Here is a 24,126-nt window from a genome sequence, read left to right as displayed (position 1 = left end):
CACCGGAACCCCATGACCATCGCCCCAGACCAACTTATCCAATTCTCGCCCCTGCACAGGCTGCAATGGGAAGAAGCCCAGCAAAAATATGTGATTCTCTATCCCGAAGGCATGGTCGAGTTAAACCAAAGTTCGGCAGAAATCCTCAAGCTATGCGACGGTAGCCGGCTGCTGGCACAAATCGTCAGCGAACTGGAGGAGAAATTCGCCACCTCCGGCCTGACCAACGACATCACTAATTTTTTGAACGTAGCATTGCAAAATGGCTGGATCAGACAAGCTTAATATCACCCCACCGCGCTGGCTGCTGGCGGAACTGAGCTACAAGTGCCCGCTGCAATGCCCTTATTGCTCCAACCCCTTGGATTACGCTAAATATCCGAACGAATTAAGTACCGAGGATTGGAAGCGCGTATTAAGCCAAGCGCGCAAAATGGGTGCGGTACAGCTAGGCTTTTCCGGCGGCGAACCGCTAACCCGCCAGGACTTGACAGAATTGGTAGCATACGCGCGCGAACTGGGTTATTACTCCAACCTGATCACTTCGGGTTATGGCTTGAGCGAAGAAAAAATCGTCGAATTGAAACAAGCCGGTTTGGACCATATCCAGATCAGTATTCAGGCCAGCACCCAGGAACTGAACGACCACATCGCCGGCACTTCGACTTATCAGCATAAGCAAGAAGTGGCAAAGCTGATCAAGAAACACGGCTATCCAATGGTGCTGTGTGTGGTGATCCACCGCGAAAATATTCACCAAATGCCGGAAATTTTGCAGATGGCCGAAAACCTCGGCGCCGATTATCTGGAACTGGCCAACACCCAATATTACGGCTGGGCGCATTTGAATCGAGACGCCTTGCTGCCCACCCGCGAGCAGTTTCAGGAAGCGGAAAAAATTGCCCAGGCTTATAAAGAAAAAGTAGCCGGCAAAATGAAAATTTATTACGTGGTGCCAGACTACTACGAAGACCGGCCAAAAGCCTGCATGAACGGTTGGGGCACGACGTTTTTGACCATCGCCCCGGACGGTACCGCGTTGCCCTGCCATTCGGCTCGCGAATTGCCCGGCCTAGATTGCCCGAACGTCAAGGATTTCAGCATCGAAGAAATCTGGAATGAGTCGAAAACCTTCAACTTCTTCCGCGGCACCGAGTGGATGCAGGAGCCTTGCCGCAGCTGCGACGAGAAGCTTAAAGACTTCGGCGGTTGCCGCTGCCAGGCCTTCTTGTTCAATGGCGACATGTACAGTACTGACCCGGTATGCAGCAAATCGCCGGAGCGACACAGAATTGACGCCGCGATTGATTCGGCGCGCGAACTCGCCTTGTCCGACCGGGAAAAGCCGCTGATATTCCGCAACAGCAAAAACTCCAAACAATTTTAAACGCCTATCCCAGCCGGCGGATCATCTGAGCCGCCGGCTGACTCTTCACTCCTGCCCGACAGCAGTCTCCGGCTGCTCTGTTTGACCGCCATCCTGAAACTGCATCTTATGCAATTTGGCATACGCCCCATCGCGAGCCAACAGTTCGCGATGCGAACCTTGTTCGACAATCCGGCCTTTGTCCATTACCAAGATCACGTCCGCACTCTCGATGGTGGACAAGCGATGCGCCACCACCAAAGTCGTGCGGCCTTGCATCACCCGATTTAATGCCGCCTGAATATAGCGCTCCGATTCGGTATCCAGCGCTGAGGTGGCTTCATCCAGAATCAAAATCGGCGCATCTTTTAACAAAGCTCGCGCCAAGGCCAAGCGCTGGCGTTGGCCGCCGGACAGTTTCACGCCGTTCTCACCGATTTCGGTTTCCAATCCTTGCGGCATTTTGCTGATAAAGTCCATCGCATAGGCATCGACCGCGGCCTGCTCTATCTGCTCTCTGGCCGCGCCTTGTAACGCGCCATAGGCGATATTATTCGCGACGGAAGCGTTGAACAAGGTGACATTCTGCGTGACCAAGGCAATCTGTCGGCGCAAACTGTCCAAGCGGTAACGCTTTAACGGCACGCCATCAATCAAAATCTCGCCCTGCTCGTAGTCATAAAAACGTGGCAACAGGTTAATCATCGTGCTTTTGCCGCCACCTGAAGCACCCACCAAAGCTACGGTCTGGCCGGGTTCAATTGTCACATTAATATTATTCAATGCCGGGGTTTCGCTGCCGGGATAGCTAAAACTGAGATTTTTGAATTCGATGCGGCCTTGACTGCGCTCAACCTGATAGTCGCCACCATCGATTTCCGCCGGCTCGTCCAATACTTCGAACAAAGACTCCGCCGCCGCGATACCGCGCAAGATCTCGGAATTGGCATCGCTCAATTGCCGAATCGGCTTGGGCAACAAGAATGCCGCGGTAAAAAAGCCGACAAATTCACCCGGGCTGGACGATTTCATCATGATCAAGGCCAGATACATCATGCCGGCCAAGGCAAAAGAAATGACCAGTTGCATCAACGGATTATTTAGCGATACGGTCATGATCAGCTTGCGATGTTGACCACGATTTTCCAGACTGGCTTTCTTAAAGCGTTGCCGCTCGTAATCTTCCCCGCCGAAACTTTTTACGATACGGTTTCCGGAGACCATCTCCGAAGTGATGTGCGTCAAATCACCGACCGTGTCTTGCATATTGCGGCTCAGCCGTTTTAAACGTTTGCCGACATAACGCACCATGATCGCTACCACCGGTGCTATCGCCAAAAACACCAAGGAGAGCTGCCAGTTGGTATAAGCCAGATAACCCAGCAAGCCCACCGCAGTAAAACCTTCGCGCACGAAAGAACGAATCGAATCGGACGTCGCCCGCGTGACTTCGCCGATATTATTGGTAATCCGCGAAATCATGTAGCCGCTGTTATGCGCATCGAAATATTGCACCGACAAGCGGGTGTACTGATTAAAAATCTCGCAACGCAGCTTGTGAATCAAATTGCCGGAAATTCGCGCCAGGTAATAATTACCCAAAAACGAGCCTATGCCGCGTACCAGAAACAACACCACGAAGGCCAGCGGCAGATATTGAATATCTCCCCGATCCGGCGCCCCAAAGCTGTCGATGATGCGCTGAATAATCATGACCACCGCCGGCTCGGTCGCGGCATAGATCGCAAAACCGATGGCAGTTACCAAAAATAAACGCCAATACGGCAACACAAACGCAAGTAAGCGTTTGTACACCTGGCTGTCCGTCATGGTTTTGCGCGAATTTTGTAACGTGTTCAATACTGTTTACCTTTAAAATGTACAGCCATGTTGATCAGCCAGCGTTCCATGCCCAACCAAAAACCGCTCAATATACAACCTAAACGCATTTTGGTGATAACCCTGCGTTATCTAGGCGATACGCTGCTGGTTACCCCACTCATCTCGTCGCTGAAGCAAGCCTATCCGGACGCTGACATTGACGTTCTACTGCCTTCCAGCAACGCCGGTATGCTGGAAGGCAATCCCGACATCCGGCGCTTATTAACCGTAGCGGGCAAGCCTGGCGGCTTGGCATTCGGCAAATTGTTATTCAGCCTATTTCGGCGTTACGATTTAGCCATTTCCACGCAAGCTGGCGACCGGCCAACTTTGTGCGCAGCGATAGCCGGGAAAATCAGCATCGGCTTTGTGCCTGGCGATGCTACTAAGGCTTGGTGGAAAAAAGCGCTACTCAAGCGCTGGCTGGTATTTAGCAGCGATTACGGTCACGCCGTCTTGGAAAACTTGCGCTTCTGCAAGTTACTGGGAATAGCGCCTTGCTATCGCCTGACTCCGCCGCAAAGCTCGACGCCGATACCCAGCATAACTGATCCCTACGTCGTTCTACATATTATGCCGCAATGGCGCTATAAACAGTGGCACGCCGAGGGCTGGTGCGAGCTCATCGCCTTTTTAGACCGGCAAGGTTTTAAAGTCGTATTAACCGGCAGCGGCAATCCCGCCGAGTTGGCAGCCTTGCGAGAAATACAGCAACAACTGCCAACAGATGTCATCAATCTTGCCGGTCATCTGTCGCTGGCGCAATTGTCCGCCTTGATTGGCAAAGCCGCATTCTTCGTCGGCCCAGACACCGGCATCACCCACTTGGCGGCGGCCACCGGCACACTGACTTTTGCCTTATTCGGTCCCACCGATCCGGAAAAATGGGCACCCTGGCCGTGCGGATACGGCGAAGATAAAACGCCATTCGCGTCTCGTGGTGCAAGCCAAGTAAATAACGTGTATCTGCTGCAAGGCCAAACCGAACAAAACTGCCTACCCTGCCAACTGGAAGGTTGCGACCGGCACCGTGAGAGCTACAGCGCCTGCCTTGATCAGTTATCCAGTGGCCGGGTGATCGACGTGATCGCGCAAACATTGCAAGCCAAACGGCCATAACGATGATGTTATTTTCCACAAAACCGTCGATAATCGCCGCTTTTTTCAGCAGCCTAACTACAATTTCGCATGATGCAATCGCCTAGCCTTGACCGCATTTTGGTTTTGAATGTCAAAGCGTTCAGTCAACGCCGTATGTTCATGGAACAACAACTACGCGATTTCGGGATGTCGGCGGAATTTATTTTCGACTGGGATATAGGCGATTTGACAGACAGCGTGGTGGCCGAGTATTTCCGTGACGACCATCATCTGACTACGGCTCAGCAATCCTGCGCATTAAAGCATGTGGCAGCCTTACAGAGAATTGCGGACGGTAATGGCCAAGGATTCTGTTTGGTACTGGAAGACGATGCCGTGTTCAGTAAGGATATTCAGCTCGGTTTGCAACGCGCGCTCAGTCAGAGCGGGCAATTTCCCGACAACAAAGTCATCTACGTCGGCTCCGGCGGTAATTTTTTTACGCCCAAGAGTCAGCGCAAACCGGATCAATACCTGTATCTCGGGCATCGCGGTCGCTTTGCCGATTCCTATCTTATTGATTCCAGCACCGCCCGCCAGAGACTAGACTGGATTAAAACTAACAAAATAGCCGAACCGATTGACAATCAGTTCGAAAAAATCGACAAACAGCTCGGCATTCAAATGATTTGGCTGGAAGATCCTGTCATCGAACAAGGCAGTAAAAACGGCCTGTTCAAAAGTGCTTTGGAAGCCGATCCGCCCATCTGGCTGAAAGGACTGTTTTTCCGCTGGGAAAAACTCAAGCGTAAATACATTTATCAGTTATGGCGCTAAGGCTACAAAATATGCTTGCATCCCCCCTGACATCCGAGACATCGCTCAACATCTGTCGCTGCCTCACTATTGCCGCTGCTATCGCCGCCCCCGTTTCCACGGCGGTTGCCAGCATAGCCAGCGTGGCGTTGCTGATATTCTGGCTACTTTCCGGCCAGGCAGTGCAGACCCTTAAGTTATCCTGGCAACAGCCTGTCGGAAAAATGATCGTGCTTTTCTTTGCCTGGTTAATCATCGGCACGCTTTACGCCGAAACAGACTGGCACAGCAAATTGGAAACCTTATCCAGCTGGAAAAAACTACTTTACGTGTTTCTGCTACTCGGTGTTTTTCAGCAATCGCAGTGGCAAAAACGTTTTGTCTACAGCTATTTTGTCGCCATGGTGGTGGCTGGCATGATTGCGATGCCGCTTTGGGCGTTGGATCTTATCGTTAGAGACGGCCGGGAAGCCGGTATTTTCATGACCAATCACGCCACCCAGAGCACTGCTTTTGTGGCGGCCCTGCTATGCGCTATCTTCCTGGTGCAGGAACCGCTAACCCCTCGTTGGAAATGTGCCGTGTGGGCGGGAATTGCCATATTTTTATTCAATATTTTCTTCATCAGTACCGGTAGGAGTGGCTATTTGGCCGTACCCATCGCCGCGGTTTTTGCATTGGGCTCGATATATGGCTACAGCAAACTACCACAAATTATTGGGATAGCCGCCATCGTGCTGGTGGCCTTTGGCCTGAGCTCCAACACCTTGCAAGACCGATTCAGACTGGCCTGGGACGAACAATCAAGCTATCAAAGCAGCCAGGATTTAACATCGGTAGGCATTCGGGTGGTCTTTTACAAAAACACCGTGGAACTCATCGAGAAAGCGCCTTGGTTTGGCTATGGCACGTCATCGTTCAAGCCGACCTACAGTAATTATGCCTTGGCCAAAAGCCAGGGATGGCAAGGCACCAGCACTAGCGACCCGCATAATCAATACCTGTTTATTTGGCTGGAAAACGGCTTGGTCGGCTTGCTGTTGTTCTTTGCTTATATTGTCGTCGCATTGCGCCAGGGCATGAATAACAAGCCCTACGGGCCGATTGCCGCCAGTTTTTTGGTGGCAATTTGTGCTTCAAGCCTGTTCAACTCGCATTTCAAAACTTTTGCTGAAGGCTATTTGCTGGCGTTTTTTCTCGGTGCCTTACTCAGTCATCCTGCCGACTCCACCCTTCGTCAGGCCAATGCTTAGCGTTATCGTCATCACCAAAAACGAGGCGCAACATATCGGCCGCTGCCTGGCATCGGTTGCTTGGGCCGATGAAATCATTGTTCTCGACTCGGGTAGTAGCGATGAGACTGTCGCGATTTGCCGACAATTTACCAACAAAGTCTTCATCACCGACTGGCCCGGGTTTGGCCCGCAAAAACAGCGGGCCTTGGATAAGGCGCGCGGCGACTGGGTGCTATCTATCGACGCCGACGAAGAAATCGGGCCGGCGTTAAAAGCCGAAATCCTGCAAGCCATGCAGCAAAACGAGGTGCAGGGCTTCGAAATCCCCCGCTTATCCAGCTACTGCGGCAAGCCAATCAAGCATGGCGGCTGGTGGCCGGATTACGTGCTTAGGCTGTTTCGCCGCGATGTCGGACGCTTCAGCAGCGAAGTCGTGCATGAGCGTATTGAGGTTAAAGGGGTTATCGGTCGGCTCAAAAACCCGCTTTGGCACGAAGCCTTCGTCGATCCCGCCGAGGTGCTGCATAAGATCAACGCTTATTCTTCGCTGGGTGCCGAGAAAATGTTCAATCACGGTAAGCGGGCCAGCTTGGGCAAAGCCATCGGCAAGGGCCTGTGGACCTTCATCCGCACTTACTTCGTCCAGGCAGCCATTCTGGATGGCTCGGAAGGCTTAATGTTGGCCATATCCAACGCCGAGGGCAGTTATTACAAATACCTGAAACTACGCGAGCTTTGCAGTAAAACAGCCAGCAAATGAACAGCTTGATTTCTGTCATCGTCACCACCTATAACTGGCCGGACGCGCTTTCCGCCTGTTTACTCGCCCTGATGGCTCAACAAGATCGCCGGTTTGAAATCATCATCGCCGATGACGGTTCCGGTACTGCAACGCAGGAATTGATCAAAGGCTTTATCGAAACCAGCGAAATTCCATTGCGGCACGTTTGGCATGAGGATAAGGGATTTCGGGCCGGCACTATCCGTAACAAAGCGGTTGCCGCAAGTCGCGGCGATTATCTGCTGTTTATGGACGGCGATTGCGTCGCGCTACCGGATTTTATTAGAAATCATCGACAATTGGCCGAAACCGGTTATTTCGTTCCGGGCAACCGGCTGTTATTGAACGAAGCTTACACATCACTGGTATTAGGGCAAAAAATACCCCTGCACAAACAGTCACTTGGCTTTTTTTTATGGCAACGGCTGCAAGGCCGCATTAACCGTTTGTTGCCTTTACTGTACTTACCGCTGCACAGCTGGCGTTATCGGCAACCGCAGAATTGGCAAAAAGCCATGACTTGCAATCTGGCGGTCTGGAAAGACGATTTTCTGGCAACAAATGGTTTTGATGAAGTCTTCGAAGGCTGGGGATATGAAGATTCGGACTTAGTGATCCGCCTGATTCATCAAGGCGTCAAACGGAAAGAAGGCCGCTTTGCGGTACCGGTATTACATCTTTGGCACCGGCATAACGATAGAAGTCAACACGATGAAAATTACCGGCGTTTGTTACAGAGGGTAGCGGATATATCGATAACTCGTGCGGAACGGGGCGTGGACCAGTATCTGGAAACGACCAGCGCCTAACCCAAACCGGAACGTTTGCCGCCGCCATGCAAACGCATTAATAACACCGCTTCATCACGGGTCAAGCCGCAATCCCGGACCAGCGCCTCAATGCCAACCCCGCTGCGGATTTTTTGGATGACATCTTCATAGCCACCTGCGGGGATAGGTTCAGCGGGCGCCACGTCAGCAACGGTTTGCCGTTGCGTGTTGACTTGATCGACAATGCTATTCAATCGCGAGTCGTTCGCCGCCAGCCGCCGATCAACAGCCACAGCGGCAGAGCAAAGGCCGGCCACATCCTCGTTGCTACGCTGCACCCGCTCTTCAAGACGCTGAAATTGTTGTTTTAGTGTTTGCTGCTGGCGCAACAGCCGAACTAACACCGCTAGCATAAATACGACTACCCCCGCCAAAACCAGCACTAAATATTCGCTCATCACACTATTTCGTCAACATGCTCGGCAGGCTGTTTATTGTCTTTGTTTGGGTCGGGTTTGGTCTGCGGTTGTTTTTGCGGCTGGCGCTTTTCACGCTCTTCGCGCTCAACCTTGTATATCGTGTGTACTGGGGAAAAAGGCGTGATCGGTGTTATTTCGGTCATGTTGCACCTCGCATGCCTAGTCAGGCAATCAAAACATATCCAGCTCGGCTTTTTCGTCGTCGCTGAGGAATTTATTCAAATCCACCAGAATTAACAACTGATTGTCGCGACTGGTGACACCTTGAATGTATTTTGAGCTTTCTTCATTGCCGACGTTAGGCGCGGTTTCAATCTCGGAAGCGCGCATTTCCACGACTTCGGCGACGCTATCAACCAAAATGCCGATGATATGCCGGTCGGTTTCGATGATCACTACCCGTGACGCATCATCGGTGTCTTTGGACGGTAAGCCGAAACGGTTACGGGTATCGATGACCGTCACCACATTACCGCGTAAATTGATAATCCCCAATACATAGGACGGCGCACCGGGCACCGGGGCAATTTCGGTAATCCGCAACACCTCTTGCACTTGCATGACATTGATGCCGTACTTTTCGTCGCCTAGACAAAAAGTCACCCATTGCATGATAGGGTCGCCTTGTTTTTTATCTTCGCTCATTTTGCTTTATCCAGATGCTGTTTAACTATTTTTTCTATGCGGTACCAGCTGTTTAACATCGATAATCGCTGTCAACTCGTCTATTACCGTACCGATTAACCATGGTTTTTTTTGTCTGGCCGTTCGCCATCTGACCCCATCGGGCTTTACTTTACCGATGGAGAGAATTTCATCACACACCAAACCCCATTTTTTATCCTGGGTGATTAAAATGCGCTCGAACGGATACTCCTCACTATCCGGTTGCAGGCCTCGGCTTTTGCCAAAAATCAGCTGCCGGGTATCAAGCACGCCGATACGGCTATCATGCTCGTCCAGCAAACCCAAGAACCAAGAGGGTTGTCCGGGAATTTTCGTGGGTTTGCGGTCGATTTTTATCGTTCTCGACAACTCGATCAGCGGCGTTGCCAATATCAGCTTATCAACCTTAAAAAACAAAGCCTGAAACTCGTACTGCGACCAATCCGGCATGATAGACAGTGCCTGTAGTTTAGCCGGGATTTCCGGCTCTACAAGCTTGGGTTGTCGGTTCCTGACCAGTGCTTTGGAGCTTGCTTTTGGAATGCCGGTCACGACCGGAGCAGGATCCGGCAATTTGATAGGCTCCTCAACAACAAGCTGTTCCAGCGATATTGCCGACTTTACGTTAACAGCTTCCTCAGCCTCGGGCACCTCATCCAATAGCGTCTGCAGATACACATCAAGCGCTAACTGTTGATCAACGATACTGGGGGGTGGTTTTGCCTGAGTCATTTATGCGGTGCCAAGTTTTTGTCTGGACTCTTATCAAGCAATAACAGTTCCAACAATTCGGCATAGGCTTCGGCCGCACGCGCGCTTTTGTCGTACAGGGGTAAGGGAATACCGGCCTGGCTGGCATCCCGCACTTTAGTATCCACCGGGACGACCGAACTCCAGGCATTGTCCGGATACTGTTGATGTAAGGCCGCTAAGCTGTCGCGAGCCGCCTTGGTGCGTTTATCAAACATGGTCGGCACGATAGTGAATTTAGGCGGTGTTTTCCGGGAATGAAAAACCATTTTTATGGTATGCACCATTCTATCCAGACCTTTTAGGGCCAGGAATTCGGCTAAAACCGGAATCACTAAATGATCGCAGGCCGCCAGCGCATTGATCATTAACACCCCCAACATCGGCGGGCTATCGATAATCACATAGTCATATTGGTCGGCCACTTTGTGCAATGCGGTAGCAACCACCAAGCCCATCCCGCCGATTGCGGCGACCTGCCTATCCAAGGTGGCTATAGCGGTGGATGCGGGCAAGACATCGATACCGTCGAAGTCTGTTTTGGCGATATAGACCTGGGGATCGACGTTTTTCTTTTTCTCGCTGGCGTCGAGAAATAAATTGTAAACGCCAAGCTCGATCTCATCCGGATTCATCTTGAAATAGCTGGTCAACGAACCATGCGGATCTAAATCGACCAGCAAAGTCCTGAACCCCCAGGACGACAACAAGCCACCCAGTGTCACCACGGTAGTCGTTTTACCGACGCCGCCTTTTTGATTGGAAACTGACCATATTTTCATAACTGAGCCGGCGCTTCCGGCGTCTTTTCAACTGCGGTTTCAGGTGGCGAGCTGGGCTGTGACGGCGCCAAATTCAGCACTTTCGCGCGTTCGTCGTCAGTCATGCCGTAACGAGCAAAGGCTTGCGACATCAGCACCAATACAACTCGCCGATTTTTAAAACGCCCCTCCTCGTCTTTGTTATCGGCGATCGGATGAAATTCTCCATAGCCCACCGCCGATAATCGTGTCGCCGGAATATTGTTTTTTACCAATTCCTTGACAACACTGGTTGCCCTGGCTGAGGACAAGTCCCAATTGGATGGATAAAAGCCGGTGGAAATCGGTACGTTGTCGGTGTATCCCTCGACATTGATCACATTGGGTACGTCGCGCACGGCCTCTGCAACTTTCTGCAACACCGGAACAGCCTTGCTGGAGAGCTCGGCCTTACCGCTGGCAAACAGTAACTCGCTATTCATTTCCAGTTCCACCCAGAAATCGTGCTGTTTGATACCCACCAACTGGCTTTCCACAAAAGGCTGCAAGGCTCGTTGAAACTCCTGCGACACTTCATCCAGCCGGCGTTTTTCCTGCATGATTTCTTCGCTCAGCTCTCTTTCCTCGGCCGTCATCAAATTTGGCAATTCAATCGGCTGGATCGTGGTGGGAATCGTGCCAACCTGAATCGGCTCTGCTTCTTTTTGAATCTTCTCGTTGTGAAACAGAGCCTGGTCCAGCGATTCGGAGAATGTTTCGTACTTACCCTTATTTACCGAGGAAATCGAATACATCACCACAAAAAACGCAAACAGCAAGGTCACGAAATCCGCGTAAGACACCATCCAGCGGTCGTGATTATCGGCCTGTTGCAATGGTCTACGTTTGCGCCGACTCATAAGGCCTCCCTTATTTTTCCAATAAAAAACCGGATAATTTCAACTCGATATTACGCGGGTTTTCGCCCTCGGCTATCGACGAAATGCCTTCTATCACCATTTCCCTGGCTTGCGATGCTTCGAAAATCAGACTCTTCAGCTTATTGGCGATAGGAATAAACAACAGATTGGCCAAGCCGACACCGTAAATAGTCGCCACGAAAGCTGTCGCGATGCCGCTGCCCAATAACTCCGGCTTGGCGAGGTTCTGCATCACATGAATCAAGCCTATTACCGCGCCGATAATGCCGATAGTAGGCGCATACCCACCCATCGCCTCAAAAACCCTAGCCGCCTGGGTATCCAAATGCTCCTTTGTCGTTAGCTCAACCTCAAGGCAATCGCGTATCACTTCCGGCTCGTTGCCATCGACCAGCAACTGCAAACCTTTTTTGGCAAAACTGTCTTTTTCGGTTTCGATAACCGATTCCAAGCCCAGCAAGCCTTCCTTACGGGCCAGAGAGCTCCAGCGCACAATCTTGTCGATTTGCTTTTTGAGCTGCAAATTTTGCGGCACAAAAATCCAACTCAAAATACGTAAGCTGCGCAGAAATACCTTGGGCGGAAATTGCAACAGTGTCGCTCCCAGCGTACCACCCACCACAATAATGAAGGCATGAAAATTGATCAGGGACCCGAGTTCTCCTCCGCCCATTAGGTTACCGCCGATAATCGCGGCAAAGCCTATCAACACACCCAAAATACTGAGAATATCCATCAATGTAATTTTTTAAATTGGTTGGCAATCTCTTCCAGAGAATAAATATGATCCGCCAGACCGGCTTCTGCGATGGCTTTCGGCATGCCGTAGATAGTACTTGTAGCCTCGTCCTGCGCCCAGATTTGCGCGCCGCGCTGCCTTAACTTCATAGCGCCAGCCTTGCCGTCTGCGCCCATGCCGGTCAACACCACCGCCAACACATGCCCGGCGAATACCTCGGCAAGCGAGTCAAAAGTAATATCTACACAGGGACTATAAATTTCCCCATTTTGCTTGGCCCGCAACACAATCCGCCGCTCACCGGCTACTTGCTTAACTTGCATCTGCATTGCACCTGGCCCCAATAACGCGGTCCCCGGCTGCAATACGTCACCATCCCGCGCCTCCCTGACATTAATATTGCAAAGCAAATTCAAGCGTTCGGCAAAGCTTTTGGTGAAATTAGGCGGCATGTGTTGCACCAGCAATATGGGTATCGAACACTCAGCCGGAATTTTGCTCAGCACGTATTGCATGGCGACCGGCCCGCCGGTCGAGGCGGCAACCACCAAAAGCTCGATTTTGCTGCTGGTTGCAGTTTTGGGCCACGCGGACGCAGCGCGTATCGGCTTAACTACGGGGTTTTCGGCGGTTGAGCTCTGATGTTCTTCTTGATTCACGCGCGGCAGAGGTCGTGGGGAAGACATTCTAGTAGCCTGAGAAGCCACCATTCTCACTCTATATCTCAGTAAGTAGCGGGCCGTTTCACGATTAGCATCGATGTCTTCCAACTGCTTGGGCAAAAAGTCGATAGCGCCGGCATTCAACGCATCCAGAGTGGCTTGAGCGCCGACTTGCGTCATTGCCGAAAACATTAGTATCGGACAAGGCCGGGTGCCCATGATTTTTTTGACTGCCGTGATACCATCCATGATTGGCATCTCCACATCCATGGTGATAACGTCCGGCTGCAGACTTGCCGCAAGTTCTATGGCTTCGCGACCGTCGTGAGCGACGCCTATCACTTTAAACTCTTGATCCTCTTCTAAAATTTCCCGAATTCTTTTACAGATAAAACTGGAGTCGTCGACGATCAGCACCCGAATGGTCATATTGCCGCGTCACATCGCATACTTCTTCATCAGGCCAGGCACATCGAGTATCAGCGCTATCTTGCCGTCACCGGTGATGGTTGCTCCCGCCAATCCTTCCAATCCATGTAACTTGGCACCCAGCGCTTTAATCACCACTTCTTCCTGACCGATTAATTGATCCACCACGAACCCGACATGCCTGCCGCCAGCGTTCACCACCACCACATGATTGGTCGGCTGCGTTTCGCCTGTGAAATAAGAACCTCTAACCAGCCACTCACTTAAATAAAACAGCGGCAAGGCCTTGTTTCTGACCATTACCACCAATTGACCATCTACCTTATTGGTTTTGCTCAAATCCAGATCGAGTATCTCCAAAACGCTGGCCAAGGGTAACGCGAAAGCCTGCCCGCGCAACTTCACCATAAGGGTCGGCATAATAGCCAAAGTCAACGGCACCTTGATTATAATGGTGCTGCCCTTGCCTTCCACCGAATCAATTTCCACCACGCCGTTCATTTGCGCGATCCGTGTTTTCACCACGTCCATGCCGACACCACGACCGGACACGTCGGAAATTTCAGTTTTGGTGGAAAATCCGGGCAGAAAAATTAGGTTGTAACACTCTTTATCGTCAAGACGGGCGGCGCTTTCTTCATCCATCAAGCCTTTTTCCACCACTTTGGCGCGCAGTATGTCGGGGTTCATGCCCTTGCCGTCGTCTTTGATGGACAACTGAATATGATCGCCTTCCTGAGACGCTTTCAATATCACCACGCCTTCCCGAGGTTTGCCGTTGGCTTCGCGCTCATCCGGCGATTCGATTCCGTGATCTACCGCATTCCTGACCAAATGCACTAAAGGATCCGCCAGAGCCTCGACCAGATTTTTGTCGAGATCGGTTTCTTCACCCACCAACTCCAGCCTGATTTCTTTTTTCAGACTTCTAGCCAAATCGCGTACCACACGCGGAAAACGCCCGAAGACTTTTTTGATTGGCTGCATCCGGGTTTTCATGACCGCCAATTGTAAATCGGCAGTCACCACGTCCAAATTGGATATCGCTTTGGACAACTGCTCTCCGGCTTCAGCATTGGCTTTAAGCGTCTGGAAACGGTTACGCACCAGAACCAGCTCGCCGACCATGTTCATAATATCGTCCAAAATCTGGGTATCTACCCTGACGGTGGTATCGGCTTGGGGTGTGGCGGCTTTACTCTTGTCGGAAACGGAATCTACTACCGACGCTACTTTGCCTAAGCTATTTTCCGGCTCCACATCGACGGACGGTTTCGCGACCGGCTCAGGTTTAGCCGCCACGAACGGTTTCTCGACAGGCAACTCTACATTTTTAATTGGTGGGTTTTTTTCACCCGCAGCCGGCTCATCAATCTTGCCCAAATTGGCAGCATCGAACTTACCTTTGCCGTGCAAAGCATCGAGGACCTTATCGAACTCCTCGTCGGTAATATCGCCGGAATCGGCGGCGGGCACAGACGGCTCGGTTTTTACAGAAAACTTACCTTTGCCATGCAACTCGTCCAGCAGATTTTCAAACTCGTCTTCACTGATTTCGTCATCCGCCGTCGGCACTGCCGATTGCGCTGCGATGTTCGCGGTGGGAGAACCGCCCTTACCATGCAGCGCATCCAGCAAATCTTCGAATTCCTGCTCGGTAATTTCATCGCCATCTTCCGAGGCGGATTCGCTGGCCAATAACTCCTCTGGATCGAGCATTGCATCATAGTCTTGCGCTGCGGATTCTTGAGGGGATAGCGGCGGGGTGGATTCGGAGGTTTCGTTGATGACAGCGGCTTCAACCGCTATCTCAGCAGGCGCGGCAGCTTCGGCCGGCCCCGCGTAAGATTTCAAGCGTTTCAAAAGACCTTGATCCGCCGATTTTGGGGTATTGCCCGAACGGACTTGCCCGAACATCTCGTTGACGATGTCCACGACTTGCAAAATCACGTCCATCAAATCCGGCGTGACTTGGCGATCACCCTGTCTGAGCACGTTAAAAACGTCTTCGGCGTTGTGACAGACATCGACTAAGGCGCTAATAGCCAAAAAACCGGCGCCGCCCTTTATGGTGTGGAACCCGCGAAATATGGAATTCAGAAGATCGAGATCGCCAGGCGATTGCTCCAGTTCCACCAGCTGCTCACCCAGAGAATCGAGAATCTCCCCGGCTTCGACCAGGAAGTCTTGCAATATTTCGTCGTCCAGATCGATCGCCATGTTGTTTTCCTCAGAAACCTAGACTAGACAGTAAGTCATCAACATCGACCTGACTGGTGGCCACATCACCGGCTCTGTCATCTACTCCGGGGACAACCGGTCCGGGCACTTCGGGCTGCAACGCGGCACCGCTGCTTGACGTAATTTTACGACTGGAAATTTTGATCAGATTCACCATGCTGCCTTCAAGATCCTGCACCAAATCGATAACCCGGCGGATAATCTGCCCGGTAATATCTTGAAACCCTTGCGCCATCAATATATCGCTTAGGCCCGCCTGGATTTTCTCCAGAGACACTTGCGACTGCTCAAAATACTGACTGAGATCGGCGCTCATGGCCTTAAACTCGTCGAACGGCATTTCCCGATCCAAAAAGCGATTCCATTGCGCCGACAATTGTTTAACCTGCCCGTTTAGCTCATCTGATACCGGCAACAACTCTTCAACGGCGGTTAAGGTTTGATCTGCGGCTTGCTCCGTCATCGCGATCACATAATGCAGACGCTCCTTGGCATCCGGTATATCGTGCTCAGCCATGGCTGCTATTTTTGAGTCGACGGAAAAACTCACCATAGTGTCGTGCAATTGGCGAGTTAGGCGGCCAATTTCTTTAAACAATTGTGTTTCTCTTAATCCGGCTACTTGATCAAGAATTTCATCGGCAGCCGCTTCGTCGCACTTTTCTAATGCTGCGACCAAATCTCGGGCCAAACTCAGCAGGTCAGTATTCATGGTAATCTCCCTGTGCTTCAGCCGTCGATGCGTTCAAAAATCTTTTCGATTTTCTCTTTAAGCGTAGCAGCCGTAAAAGGCTTGATGACATAACCATTTACACCGGCCTGTGCAGCCATAATGATTTGCTCGCGCTTGGCTTCAGCTGTGACCATCAACACCGGCAGATTGGCCAAACTGGGAGTAGACCTGACGGCCTTCAATAAATCGATGCCGGTCATGCCCGGCATATTCCAGTCAGTAATCAAAAAATCGATACCGCCTTTTTCCAGAATAGGCAGTGCTGTTTTACCGTCGTCCGCTTCCACGGTGTTGGTAAAACCCAGATCTTTCAACAGGTTTTTTACTATTCTCCGCATTGTCGAAAAGTCATCGACAACCAGAATACGCATATTTTTATCCAAGGATAATCTCCACCCAGATTACTTTATTGTTAAGAAACCGCTAAATTGTGACCAATAATTGCGAAAAATTCCTGCAATAACCACACATTAGCTGCACTTTTCATTATCTTTCCCTTCCACCCAATCCGCAAGTCTAGCGCGTAAGCGCAACATCGCCTGACTACAAATTTGGCTAACCCGCGATTCGCTGACATCAAGCACCTTGCCTATCTCACGCAAATTCAGCTCTTCGTCGTAATACAGCGATATGACTAAGCGCTCCCGTTCCGGTAATTCCGAGATGGCCTTGGCTAGGGCTTTTTGAAAATTCTGTTGGATCAGCACATCTTCCGGCTGCTGATTGCCGTGCACATCATCTATAACACTGTCTTCGCCTTGCACCAATTCTTCGACGCTAAAGGTCTTACAAGACACCGCGTCCTGCAAAATATGATGGTATTCAGTCAGATCGATACCCATATGTCCGGCCACTTCGGTATCCTTGGCATCACGTCCCAGTTGATTCTCAACCTCGCGTATCGCCTCCGCCACCATCCGGGCTTTCTTATGCACCGAACGCGGCGTCCAATCCGAACGGCGCAGTTCGTCCAACATGGCCCCGCGAATCCGGATACCGGCATAGGTATCGAAACTGGCACCCTGCCCAGCATCATAATGTTTCAGCGCTTCCAGCAAGCCCAGCATGCCGGATTGAATCAAATCATCGAGCTGCACCGTATCGGGCAGTCGTCCCATTAAGTGGTAGGCAATGCGTTTTACCAGCGGCGCATGCTGAATGACTAAGGCATCAACATTTCCAGCCTGCACAGCAGCATACATTGCCGCTCCACTCATGCAACATCCTCTTTCGCGCTGTACTGAATCATCCGTTCGACAAAAAACTCCAGGTAGCCGCCCGCTTTGGGCTTGATCGGCCAGCTGTCGATTTTTCGCGCCAAATTCTTAATCGCCAGCGCCGCCTTACTTTGCGGGAATGCTTCCACCACTGGCGTTTGTTTTTGCACGGATTTTTTCAAATATTCGTCCTGCGGCACCGCGCCGACAAACTGCAAGGCCACATCCAAATAACGGTCGGTTACCTTACTCAGCTTATTGAACAAGGCCTGTCCATGCTCAGCCGACTGCACCATATTCGTAATGATATGAAAGCTATTCAACCCGTAATCTCTATTCAACAGCTTGATATACGCATAAGCATCAGCCAACGAGGTGGGTTCGTCGCAAACCACCACGATTATTTCTTGGCAAGCCCGGGCAAAATTCACCACGCTTGCCGAAATACCGGCAGCGGTATCGACGATCAACACATCCAACTCTCGGTCGATTTCGCTAAAAGCCCTTATCACGCCGGCTTGCTCGATACTCGACAAATCGGACATCCGCTGAATACCCGACGACGCCGGAATGATTTTCAGCCCCGAAGGTCCGGTCATCATGATTTCCTTCAAGCTTTTTTCGCCGCTCAATACATGCGACAAATTGAATTCGGGAAACATGCCCAGCAAAATATCGACATTAGCCAAGCCCATATCGGCATCGAGTATCGCCACCCGCCTACCCATTTTAGACAGCGCCACGCCGATATTGACGGAAAGATTGGTTTTGCCAACCCCGCCCTTGCCACTTGTTACCGCGATTACTCGCACCGGTTTCATATGTCTCATTTGTCTAATTCCAGCTGCCTGATCGAATGACTTATGCATGGCTTTCCGCCAGCCAGTCTTCAACATTCACATCGTCGCCATAGCCATGGTCCTGATCGACACTTTCCATACACTGCCGAATCAAAGCATCGGCATCGGGCAAGTAAATATCTTCCGGAACCTGCTGACCGTCAGTGATAAATGACAATGGCATACGCCGCTCGATAATCGCCGACAACGCGGTACCTTTGCTAACTGCCTCATCAAACTTGGTTAGTATAGTCGCTTGTGGTTCGAGTATTCGGAACGCATCCATAATTTCCAGCATTGCTTTGTATTGCGTGGTGGCGGACATCACCAGATAAGAGCGTATAGGCAAATCGCCGTGTTGCAAGGTTTTCAGCTGCTCGGCCAAACGCATATCGCGCTGACTCATGCCGGCGGTGTCGATCAAAATCAGGCGTTTATCGGAAAAACTATTGATATGCCTGCGCAACTCTTCCGCATCGCCCGCCACTCTGACCGGTACATCCAGAATTCTGCCGTAAGTGTTGATTTGCTCGTGCGCACCGATCCGATAATTATCGGTGGTAATCAACGCAATCTGCCGAGAACCATGTTTTAAAATAAACTGCGCGGCCAATTTAGCGACTGTCGTAGTTTTACCGACCCCGGTGGAGCCAACCAATGCGGCGATACCGCCTTGATCCAACAGGTTGTCGTCGGCTATCGGCACCAGTCTGGCCAACATTTCCTGGGCTTTGCCGATGGCCAAATCGAATTGCTTGTGGCTACCCAACCGGTTGGCTATCTTGCCTGCCAAGTTTTTCGAGAAGCCACACTCCAACATCCGATCGCGCAAATCATCGTGTAAAGGTAGCCCGTGTTGCGGTATTTGCATGACGATATTCGACAGCTTGCTGTCCAACATCGTCCGCAGTTCTTTCATTTCCGCGCGCATTTCGTCGAGGAATTTATCGCCGTTGTGCGCTTGCACCGGCCGTGGCTCGGTCAACGGTTTGATTTTGGGATCGGCACTTGCCCAGGCTGGTTTTTCAATTTTTTCAACTTGGCGAACTTTTTCGGCGATTTTCTGCGCGTTGTTATGCCCAACCTGCAATTTTTCGGCATAACCGACGTATTGATCCAGGTTGCGACGGATCGGATTTTCCGGAATGCTGCCTTCCGCGCCGCGTTTTCTGGCGCTACTTAAAACATGCAGCGATTTCTTTTCGGCTTCGAGATCGGGCAAATCGACTTTTTTAACTTCATTGGGCGGTGATTTTTCGTCTTCGCGTTGCTTGAGATTTTTATGAATGACCTGTTCGTCAAAGTCGCGGGCCGCCACGATTTCCACGCCGCCATCCACAGAACGGTTGGACATAATCACTGCATCGGCGCCCAATTCTTCTTTGACCATGCGCATGGCCTGCCGTATGTCTGCTGCAAAAAAGCGTTTAATTTTCATCGCGCAACCTCTGTTTTATTGTCCCCGCTGTCCTACTGTGGAAACCACCCTGATCTGCCGATCTTGCGGGATTTCATTATAGGCCAGCACATGTAAGCCGGATATCGAATGACGAACGAAGCGAGCCAACCAAGGACGAATATAAGAAGACACCAACAACACCGCAGTCTGCCCTTCCATTTCCATCCTTTGCGCACTTTCCTCCAGGGATTTGTGCATCTGCTCGGCTAGACCGGGTTCTAAACCGGCACCACCTTCGCCCGCCGTCTGCAATGATCTATGCAATATCTGTTCCAATCCTGGATCAAGGGTAATAACCGGAATCTCTGTCTGTACTCCATTGATTTCATGGACAATTGAGCGCCCCAAGGCCGCCCGCACCGCCGAGGTCAAGATGTCCGGATCTTGACTCTTCACCCCGTACTCCGCCAAAGTTTCGGCGATGGTTCGTAAATCGCGAATTGAAACCCGCTCTTGCAGCAGATTTTGCAGAACCTTGACCAAAATACCCAAGGGCAAGGTTTTCGGCACCAGATCCTCGACCAGCTTTGGTGCCACTTTGGACAAATTATCCAGCAACTGCTGCGCCTCCTCGTAACCGAACAATTCATGCGCATTGCTTTGCAGAATATGACTGAGATGCGTGGCCACCACGGTGCTGGGATCGACAACCGTGTAACCCAGAGTTTGCGCTTGGTCTTTTTGATTGGCGTCGATCCAGATCGCATCCAAACCAAACGCCGGATCCTTACAAGGCGCGCCTTGCAAAGTACCGAACACCCGGCCGGGATTAATCGCCATTTCTTTCTCGGGCATGATATTGGCTTCGCCGACGCTCACCCCCATCAAGGAAATCCGGTATTCGGTAGGTGACAAATCCAGGTTATCCCGGATGTGCACCGACGGAATCAGAAAGCCCAGTTCTTGCGATAACTTCTTGCGCACACCCTTGATGCGCATCATCAATTGGCCGCCTTGATTTCTATCCACCAGCGGAATCAAGCGGTACCCCACTTCCAGACCAATGGCATCGACCGGCATTACATCGTCCCAGCCTAATTCCTTGATTTCGGTCTTGGCTAGTTGCGGCGGCGAAACGATGCGCTCCATTTCCAGGGCTTTTTCTTCCTCCAACTTGCGGCGTCTATCAATCAAATAGGCCCCACCGACCAATGTCAGTGCTAACAGGATGAACACCAAATTCGGCATGCCGGGGATGATACCCAGGATACCCATCACCGCCGCAGTGACCAACAAAGTACGCGGATCTTCGAACAGCTGTGAACTTAACTGTTTACCAATATCCTGCTTGCTGCCGCGAACCCGCGTCACCACCATCGCCGCGGCCACCGACAACAACAGCGACGGAATCTGCGCCACCAAACCGTCACCGATGGTCAGCAAGACATAAATATTGGCGGCGTCGGCAAAGCTCATGCCGTGCTGCCCCACACCTATCGCCAAGCCGCCTATCATATTCACAAACAAAATGATGATGCCGGCTACCGCGTCGCCACGCACGAATTTACTGGCACCATCCATGGAACCGTAAAAATCGGCTTCGGCGGCCACTTCTTCGCGGCGGGCACGCGCTTCATCTTGGTTGATCAACCCCGAATTCAAATCGGCATCGATAGCCATCTGCTTGCCCGGCATCGCATCCAAGGTAAAACGGGCGCTCACTTCCGCGACCCGTCCGGCACCTTTGGTGACCACCATAAAATTGATGACCACTAAAATCGCAAACACCACGATACCCACCGCAAAATTGCCACCGATGACGAACGAACCGAAAGCTTCGATGACTTTGCCGGCGGCATCTCCGCCCTCATGGCCGCGAATCAATACGACCCGGGTGGACGCCACGTTCAGGGATAGCCGCAACAAGGTTGCGACCAGAATGACGGTAGGAAATGAGGCAAACTCCAGCGGCTTGAGGGTGTAAATCACCACCAACAAGATGATCAGCGAAAACGCGATATTGAAGGTAAAAAACAGATCCAGCACAAACGGCGGCAGCGGCAAAATCAACAACGCCAGCAACATCACGATCAATAGTGGCGCGCCCAAGCCCAAGCCGGTCAGCGCCTTAAGTGAGTTGAGTATTTTCGTAAAATCCATAATTCAGCTCGATACCGGGCTATTGCTTAAAGTCGTCGGGTACTTGCACATCGGTAGGCGGAACCGGTTTGTTCCAGCCGTATTGCGTCGAAGCCCGTAATTGAAAAACATAGGCCAATACTTGAGCGACGGCTAAGAATAAGCCGCGAGGTATTTCCTGATTCAGGTCGGTGGAATAGTATAAAGCTCTTGCTAGCGAAGGCGCTGCGACCAAGGGTACTTGCGAGACCATTGCCAGCTGGCGGATCTGTGCGGCAACTAAATCCGTGCCTTTGGCAACCAGCAAAGGTGCACCATTGCCGTTCTGATCGTATTTTAAGGCTACCGCGAAATGGGTAGGATTGGTGACGATGACGTCGGCACTAGGCACCGCATCCATCATCCGCCGCTGCGCGGCCTCCATCTGCATGCGGCGGATTTTGCCTTTAACTTCCGGATTACCCTCTTGATCCTTAGCCTCGTCCCGAACTTCCTGCTTGGTCATTTTCAGTTGGCGCTGGTGATTCCATAACTGATAAGGGGCATCCAGCATTACCAACAATAAAAAGGTAGCACTCAAAATCACTAAACAGAAGGAAATAATATCGCCGACATGATGGATGGCTTGATCGAGCGGCAAGCGGCTCAAGCCCATGAAATCATCGAAATACAGTTTGAACAAATTCCAGGAGACAATCGCAACCAGTATGGTTTTGATGATGGCCTTGACCAATTCGACCAAGCCTTGAATTCCGATGATTTTTTTTATCCCGGTCAGCGGATTGAGCTTGGAAAACTTCATTTCGAAGGCTTCGCTGGTAAAGTTCCATCCACCCAACATCATAGCCGCCGCCAAATCCGCAACCACCAATACCACCAAAAACGGCAGGATTACCCACAAACCTTCGGCAAACGCTGCCTTCAGATAAATCAGCGGAGTCGCCGGATCGAACACAGCCTCCCGCGACAACTGCAAGGGATGCTTCATCATCTCCAGCATGCTGCGCCACATGCCTTGCCCGAAATAGAAAAACAGCGCCGAACTGGTAATCAACGTTACAAAAGTGTTGAGTTCCTTGGAACGGGGAATCTGGCCTTTTTTACGCGACTCGCTAAGTCGCTTGCCGGTGGGGTCTTCGGTTTTATCTTGACCGGAATCTTCCGCCATTTATTGCAACCTCAATAATGCATGGACCAGCGCGAAGCCGTTGTGCAGCATATCGCTAAAACCTTCCAGCATGGTCGGCAGGCCAATCCAGATTAAGCCCATACCCAGCATGATGGTGATAGGGAAGCCGACGCCGAATATCTGTAGCTGCGGCGCGGCTTTTGACGCCACACCGAAGCTGATGTTGACGAATAACAAGGTCGCCATCACAGGCATAGCCAGTAGCAGGCCGTCAGCAAATATCAGACTGCTCCAACTGATTACTCGCCACACATCGCTCTTATCCATACCCATACTACCAACCGGTAATGTATGGAAGCTTTGCGCCAACATCTCGATCAGCAACAAATGGCCATCCACCGCGAGAAATAACAAGCTGCCGCTAATCACAAATAATTGAGCGATCACCGGCACCTGCACCCCAGTTGCCGGATCGACCATGGATGCAAAGCCCAAACCCATGCTGTAAGCGATAGTCTGTCCGGCAAACAACATGATGGAAAACACCATTTGCAGGATGAAGCCTGTGGTCAGCCCCAAGGCGACTTGCTGTACCGCCACCATAAACCCTTGGTAGCCAAATATTTCAATATCCGGCATCGCCGGCAAAGTTGGCATAATGACCCAGGTAATCAATAGGCTGGCGATCAATCTTACTTTGGCCGGCACCGCTTTAACGCTAAAAACCGGCACGGTGATGAACATGGAACTGATGCGAAAGAATGGCCAGACAAACGAAGCAAGATACCTCAGTAACTCGTCTTCGCCGAAGTTCATCCTATTAGCGTGGGGATATCGCGCATCAAATCTTGGAAATAATCAATGAGCATTTGTAACATGCCGGGACCGGCTATCATCAACACGGCGATAATAGTCGCCAGCTTGGGGATAAAGGTCAGAGTCTGTTCTTGAATCGAAGTCGCCGCCTGAAACATGGACACCAGCAAACCGACAACCAAGGAGGCAATCAGGATAGGACCCATTAATTTCAGGGAAATCAATACGGTGTCCTGGGCTATTGCCGAGATGGTTTCCGGTGTCATCATCGGCTTGGC

Annotated in this window: 26 protein-coding genes; 7 read left to right on the top strand and 19 right to left on the bottom strand. The window is 51.3% G+C overall.

The features are described 5' to 3' along the window. The first annotated feature begins 12 nt into the window (after positions 1-12). Positions 13-285 (top strand): pyrroloquinoline quinone biosynthesis peptide chaperone PqqD, encoded by a 273-nt coding sequence (gene pqqD / locus ACWAU0_RS09250; protein WP_033159392.1) that lies wholly within the window; start codon positions 13-15, stop codon positions 283-285. Continuing rightward, positions 263-1,387 carry a pyrroloquinoline quinone biosynthesis protein PqqE gene (pqqE, locus tag ACWAU0_RS09245; protein WP_033159393.1) on the top strand — a complete coding sequence of 375 codons (1,125 nt, stop codon included), beginning with the start codon at positions 263-265 and terminating at the stop codon, positions 1,385-1,387. The genes pqqD and pqqE overlap by 23 nt, the downstream gene beginning before the upstream one ends. A gap of 45 nt (positions 1,388-1,432) precedes the next feature. On the opposite strand, the gene msbA is transcribed toward pqqE, so the two are convergent. Continuing rightward, the gene (gene msbA, locus ACWAU0_RS09240; protein WP_458139213.1) at positions 1,433-3,196 is read right to left on the bottom strand and encodes a lipid A export permease/ATP-binding protein MsbA; all 1,764 of its coding nucleotides are present in this window, start codon (positions 3,194-3,196) and stop codon (positions 1,433-1,435) included. Positions 3,197-3,253: 57 nt separating this feature from the next. On the opposite strand from msbA, the gene ACWAU0_RS09235 reads away from it, so the two are divergent. From ACWAU0_RS09235 to ACWAU0_RS09215, 5 genes are all read left to right on the top strand, one after another. Beyond that, entirely contained in the window at positions 3,254-4,366 is a 1,113-nt protein-coding gene (locus tag ACWAU0_RS09235; RefSeq protein WP_458138989.1) for a glycosyltransferase family 9 protein, read from the top strand. A gap of 69 nt (positions 4,367-4,435) precedes the next feature. Then, positions 4,436-5,164 (top strand): glycosyltransferase family 25 protein, encoded by a 729-nt coding sequence (locus tag ACWAU0_RS09230; protein WP_033159395.1) that lies wholly within the window; start codon positions 4,436-4,438, stop codon positions 5,162-5,164. Between the two features lie 11 nt (positions 5,165-5,175). Continuing rightward, the gene (locus tag ACWAU0_RS09225) at positions 5,176-6,396 is read left to right on the top strand and encodes an O-antigen ligase family protein (protein ID WP_033159423.1); all 1,221 of its coding nucleotides are present in this window, start codon (positions 5,176-5,178) and stop codon (positions 6,394-6,396) included. Further along, the gene (locus tag ACWAU0_RS09220) at positions 6,389-7,138 is read left to right on the top strand and encodes a glycosyltransferase family 2 protein (RefSeq protein ID WP_458138988.1); all 750 of its coding nucleotides are present in this window, start codon (positions 6,389-6,391) and stop codon (positions 7,136-7,138) included. Before ACWAU0_RS09225 ends, ACWAU0_RS09220 begins: the two co-directional genes overlap by 8 nt. Then, complete coding sequence (locus ACWAU0_RS09215) at positions 7,135-7,968, top strand: glycosyltransferase family 2 protein (RefSeq protein WP_458138987.1); 834 nt, start codon at positions 7,135-7,137, stop codon at positions 7,966-7,968. Before ACWAU0_RS09220 ends, ACWAU0_RS09215 begins: the two co-directional genes overlap by 4 nt. On the opposite strand, the gene ACWAU0_RS09210 is transcribed toward ACWAU0_RS09215, so the two are convergent. The 18 genes from ACWAU0_RS09210 to fliQ all read right to left on the bottom strand — a co-directional run bounded on the left by ACWAU0_RS09210 (position 7,965) and on the right by fliQ (position 24,117). Continuing rightward, positions 7,965-8,387, bottom strand: a complete 423-nt coding sequence (locus ACWAU0_RS09210) for a DUF2802 domain-containing protein (protein WP_033159398.1) — start codon at positions 8,385-8,387, stop codon at positions 7,965-7,967. The two genes, ACWAU0_RS09215 and ACWAU0_RS09210, sit on opposite strands and share 4 nt — an antisense overlap. Beyond that, a complete protein-coding gene (locus tag ACWAU0_RS09205; protein WP_458138986.1) occupies positions 8,387-8,551 on the bottom strand; it encodes a hypothetical protein in 165 nt (54 codons plus the stop codon). The genes ACWAU0_RS09210 and ACWAU0_RS09205 overlap by 1 nt, the downstream gene beginning before the upstream one ends. A gap of 28 nt (positions 8,552-8,579) precedes the next feature. After that, a complete protein-coding gene (locus ACWAU0_RS09200; RefSeq protein ID WP_033159399.1) occupies positions 8,580-9,053 on the bottom strand; it encodes a chemotaxis protein CheW in 474 nt (157 codons plus the stop codon). Positions 9,054-9,074: 21 nt separating this feature from the next. After that, positions 9,075-9,806, bottom strand: coding sequence for a chemotaxis protein CheW (locus ACWAU0_RS09195; RefSeq protein WP_458138985.1), 732 nt, complete (start codon positions 9,804-9,806; stop codon positions 9,075-9,077). After that, positions 9,803-10,606: a ParA family protein gene (locus tag ACWAU0_RS09190; RefSeq protein ID WP_101053267.1), complete on the bottom strand. Its 804-nt coding sequence runs from the start codon at positions 10,604-10,606 to the stop codon at positions 9,803-9,805. Before ACWAU0_RS09190 ends, ACWAU0_RS09195 begins: the two co-directional genes overlap by 4 nt. Further along, a complete protein-coding gene (gene motD, locus ACWAU0_RS09185; RefSeq protein ID WP_458138984.1) occupies positions 10,603-11,484 on the bottom strand; it encodes a flagellar motor protein MotD in 882 nt (293 codons plus the stop codon). The genes ACWAU0_RS09190 and motD overlap by 4 nt, the downstream gene beginning before the upstream one ends. A 10-nt stretch (positions 11,485-11,494) precedes the next feature. Then, complete coding sequence (locus ACWAU0_RS09180; RefSeq protein WP_033159403.1) at positions 11,495-12,241, bottom strand: flagellar motor protein; 747 nt, start codon at positions 12,239-12,241, stop codon at positions 11,495-11,497. Then, a complete protein-coding gene (locus ACWAU0_RS09175; protein ID WP_458138983.1) occupies positions 12,241-13,335 on the bottom strand; it encodes a protein-glutamate methylesterase/protein-glutamine glutaminase in 1,095 nt (364 codons plus the stop codon). Before ACWAU0_RS09175 ends, ACWAU0_RS09180 begins: the two co-directional genes overlap by 1 nt. A gap of 9 nt (positions 13,336-13,344) precedes the next feature. Further along, positions 13,345-15,555 (bottom strand): chemotaxis protein CheA, encoded by a 2,211-nt coding sequence (locus tag ACWAU0_RS09170; protein ID WP_458138982.1) that lies wholly within the window; start codon positions 15,553-15,555, stop codon positions 13,345-13,347. Between the two features lie 10 nt (positions 15,556-15,565). Next, a complete protein-coding gene (locus ACWAU0_RS09165) occupies positions 15,566-16,288 on the bottom strand; it encodes a protein phosphatase CheZ (protein ID WP_033159406.1) in 723 nt (240 codons plus the stop codon). A 17-nt stretch (positions 16,289-16,305) separates the two neighbouring features. Further along, complete coding sequence (locus tag ACWAU0_RS09160) at positions 16,306-16,680, bottom strand: chemotaxis response regulator CheY (protein WP_033193930.1); 375 nt, start codon at positions 16,678-16,680, stop codon at positions 16,306-16,308. 99 nt (positions 16,681-16,779) lie between these two features. Further along, positions 16,780-17,526, bottom strand: a complete 747-nt coding sequence (locus ACWAU0_RS09155; protein ID WP_033159407.1) for an RNA polymerase sigma factor FliA — start codon at positions 17,524-17,526, stop codon at positions 16,780-16,782. Further along, complete coding sequence (locus ACWAU0_RS09150) at positions 17,523-18,356, bottom strand: MinD/ParA family protein (protein WP_033159408.1); 834 nt, start codon at positions 18,354-18,356, stop codon at positions 17,523-17,525. Before ACWAU0_RS09150 ends, ACWAU0_RS09155 begins: the two co-directional genes overlap by 4 nt. A gap of 31 nt (positions 18,357-18,387) precedes the next feature. Beyond that, positions 18,388-19,803 carry a flagellar biosynthesis GTPase FlhF gene (gene flhF / locus ACWAU0_RS09145; protein ID WP_458138981.1) on the bottom strand — a complete coding sequence of 472 codons (1,416 nt, stop codon included), beginning with the start codon at positions 19,801-19,803 and terminating at the stop codon, positions 18,388-18,390. Between the two features lie 15 nt (positions 19,804-19,818). Continuing rightward, positions 19,819-21,924 (bottom strand): flagellar biosynthesis protein FlhA, encoded by a 2,106-nt coding sequence (flhA, locus tag ACWAU0_RS09140; protein WP_458138980.1) that lies wholly within the window; start codon positions 21,922-21,924, stop codon positions 19,819-19,821. 19 nt (positions 21,925-21,943) lie between these two features. Further along, complete coding sequence (gene flhB, locus ACWAU0_RS09135; protein WP_458138979.1) at positions 21,944-23,071, bottom strand: flagellar biosynthesis protein FlhB; 1,128 nt, start codon at positions 23,069-23,071, stop codon at positions 21,944-21,946. Next, the gene (gene fliR, locus ACWAU0_RS09130; protein WP_445367731.1) at positions 23,072-23,848 is read right to left on the bottom strand and encodes a flagellar biosynthetic protein FliR; all 777 of its coding nucleotides are present in this window, start codon (positions 23,846-23,848) and stop codon (positions 23,072-23,074) included. Further along, complete coding sequence (fliQ, locus tag ACWAU0_RS09125) at positions 23,845-24,117, bottom strand: flagellar biosynthesis protein FliQ (protein ID WP_020483676.1); 273 nt, start codon at positions 24,115-24,117, stop codon at positions 23,845-23,847. The genes fliR and fliQ overlap by 4 nt, the downstream gene beginning before the upstream one ends. Between the last annotated feature and the right edge of the window lie 9 nt (positions 24,118-24,126).

The sequence above is a fragment of the Methylomonas sp. Uni0009 genome (genome assembly GCF_054188105.3).
This window is presented reverse-complemented; position numbering and strand designations above follow the sequence as displayed.

What these genes read in the sequence shown, in the direction of transcription:
- ACWAU0_RS09190 (WP_101053267.1), bottom strand. Translation starts at nt 10,606, where the DNA reads ATGAAAATATGGTCAGTTTCCAATCAAAAAGGCGGCGTCGGTAAAACG.
- ACWAU0_RS09230 (WP_033159395.1), top strand. Translation starts at nt 4,436, where the DNA reads ATGATGCAATCGCCTAGCCTTGACCGCATTTTGGTTTTGAATGTCAAA.
- motD (WP_458138984.1), bottom strand. Translation starts at nt 11,484, where the DNA reads ATGAGTCGGCGCAAACGTAGACCATTGCAACAGGCCGATAATCACGAC.
- ACWAU0_RS09200 (WP_033159399.1), bottom strand. Translation starts at nt 9,053, where the DNA reads ATGAGCGAAGATAAAAAACAAGGCGACCCTATCATGCAATGGGTGACT.
- fliQ (WP_020483676.1), bottom strand. Translation starts at nt 24,117, where the DNA reads ATGATGACACCGGAAACCATCTCGGCAATAGCCCAGGACACCGTATTG.
- flhB (WP_458138979.1), bottom strand. Translation starts at nt 23,071, where the DNA reads ATGGCGGAAGATTCCGGTCAAGATAAAACCGAAGACCCCACCGGCAAG.
- flhF (WP_458138981.1), bottom strand. Translation starts at nt 19,803, where the DNA reads ATGAAAATTAAACGCTTTTTTGCAGCAGACATACGGCAGGCCATGCGC.
- ACWAU0_RS09155 (WP_033159407.1), bottom strand. Translation starts at nt 17,526, where the DNA reads ATGAGTGGAGCGGCAATGTATGCTGCTGTGCAGGCTGGAAATGTTGAT.
- ACWAU0_RS09150 (WP_033159408.1), bottom strand. Translation starts at nt 18,356, where the DNA reads ATGAGACATATGAAACCGGTGCGAGTAATCGCGGTAACAAGTGGCAAG.
- ACWAU0_RS09225 (WP_033159423.1), top strand. Translation starts at nt 5,176, where the DNA reads ATGCTTGCATCCCCCCTGACATCCGAGACATCGCTCAACATCTGTCGC.
- ACWAU0_RS09180 (WP_033159403.1), bottom strand. Translation starts at nt 12,241, where the DNA reads ATGGATATTCTCAGTATTTTGGGTGTGTTGATAGGCTTTGCCGCGATT.
- ACWAU0_RS09160 (WP_033193930.1), bottom strand. Translation starts at nt 16,680, where the DNA reads ATGCGTATTCTGGTTGTCGATGACTTTTCGACAATGCGGAGAATAGTA.
- ACWAU0_RS09195 (WP_458138985.1), bottom strand. Translation starts at nt 9,806, where the DNA reads ATGACTCAGGCAAAACCACCCCCCAGTATCGTTGATCAACAGTTAGCG.
- fliR (WP_445367731.1), bottom strand. Translation starts at nt 23,848, where the DNA reads ATGAACTTCGGCGAAGACGAGTTACTGAGGTATCTTGCTTCGTTTGTC.
- msbA (WP_458139213.1), bottom strand. Translation starts at nt 3,196, where the DNA reads ATGACGGACAGCCAGGTGTACAAACGCTTACTTGCGTTTGTGTTGCCG.
- ACWAU0_RS09235 (WP_458138989.1), top strand. Translation starts at nt 3,254, where the DNA reads ATGTTGATCAGCCAGCGTTCCATGCCCAACCAAAAACCGCTCAATATA.
- ACWAU0_RS09165 (WP_033159406.1), bottom strand. Translation starts at nt 16,288, where the DNA reads ATGAATACTGACCTGCTGAGTTTGGCCCGAGATTTGGTCGCAGCATTA.
- ACWAU0_RS09215 (WP_458138987.1), top strand. Translation starts at nt 7,135, where the DNA reads ATGAACAGCTTGATTTCTGTCATCGTCACCACCTATAACTGGCCGGAC.
- ACWAU0_RS09170 (WP_458138982.1), bottom strand. Translation starts at nt 15,555, where the DNA reads ATGGCGATCGATCTGGACGACGAAATATTGCAAGACTTCCTGGTCGAA.
- ACWAU0_RS09220 (WP_458138988.1), top strand. Translation starts at nt 6,389, where the DNA reads ATGCTTAGCGTTATCGTCATCACCAAAAACGAGGCGCAACATATCGGC.
- ACWAU0_RS09210 (WP_033159398.1), bottom strand. Translation starts at nt 8,387, where the DNA reads ATGAGCGAATATTTAGTGCTGGTTTTGGCGGGGGTAGTCGTATTTATG.
- ACWAU0_RS09175 (WP_458138983.1), bottom strand. Translation starts at nt 13,335, where the DNA reads ATGACCATTCGGGTGCTGATCGTCGACGACTCCAGTTTTATCTGTAAA.
- ACWAU0_RS09205 (WP_458138986.1), bottom strand. Translation starts at nt 8,551, where the DNA reads ATGACCGAAATAACACCGATCACGCCTTTTTCCCCAGTACACACGATA.
- pqqE (WP_033159393.1), top strand. Translation starts at nt 263, where the DNA reads ATGGCTGGATCAGACAAGCTTAATATCACCCCACCGCGCTGGCTGCTG.
- flhA (WP_458138980.1), bottom strand. Translation starts at nt 21,924, where the DNA reads ATGGATTTTACGAAAATACTCAACTCACTTAAGGCGCTGACCGGCTTG.
- pqqD (WP_033159392.1), top strand. Translation starts at nt 13, where the DNA reads ATGACCATCGCCCCAGACCAACTTATCCAATTCTCGCCCCTGCACAGG.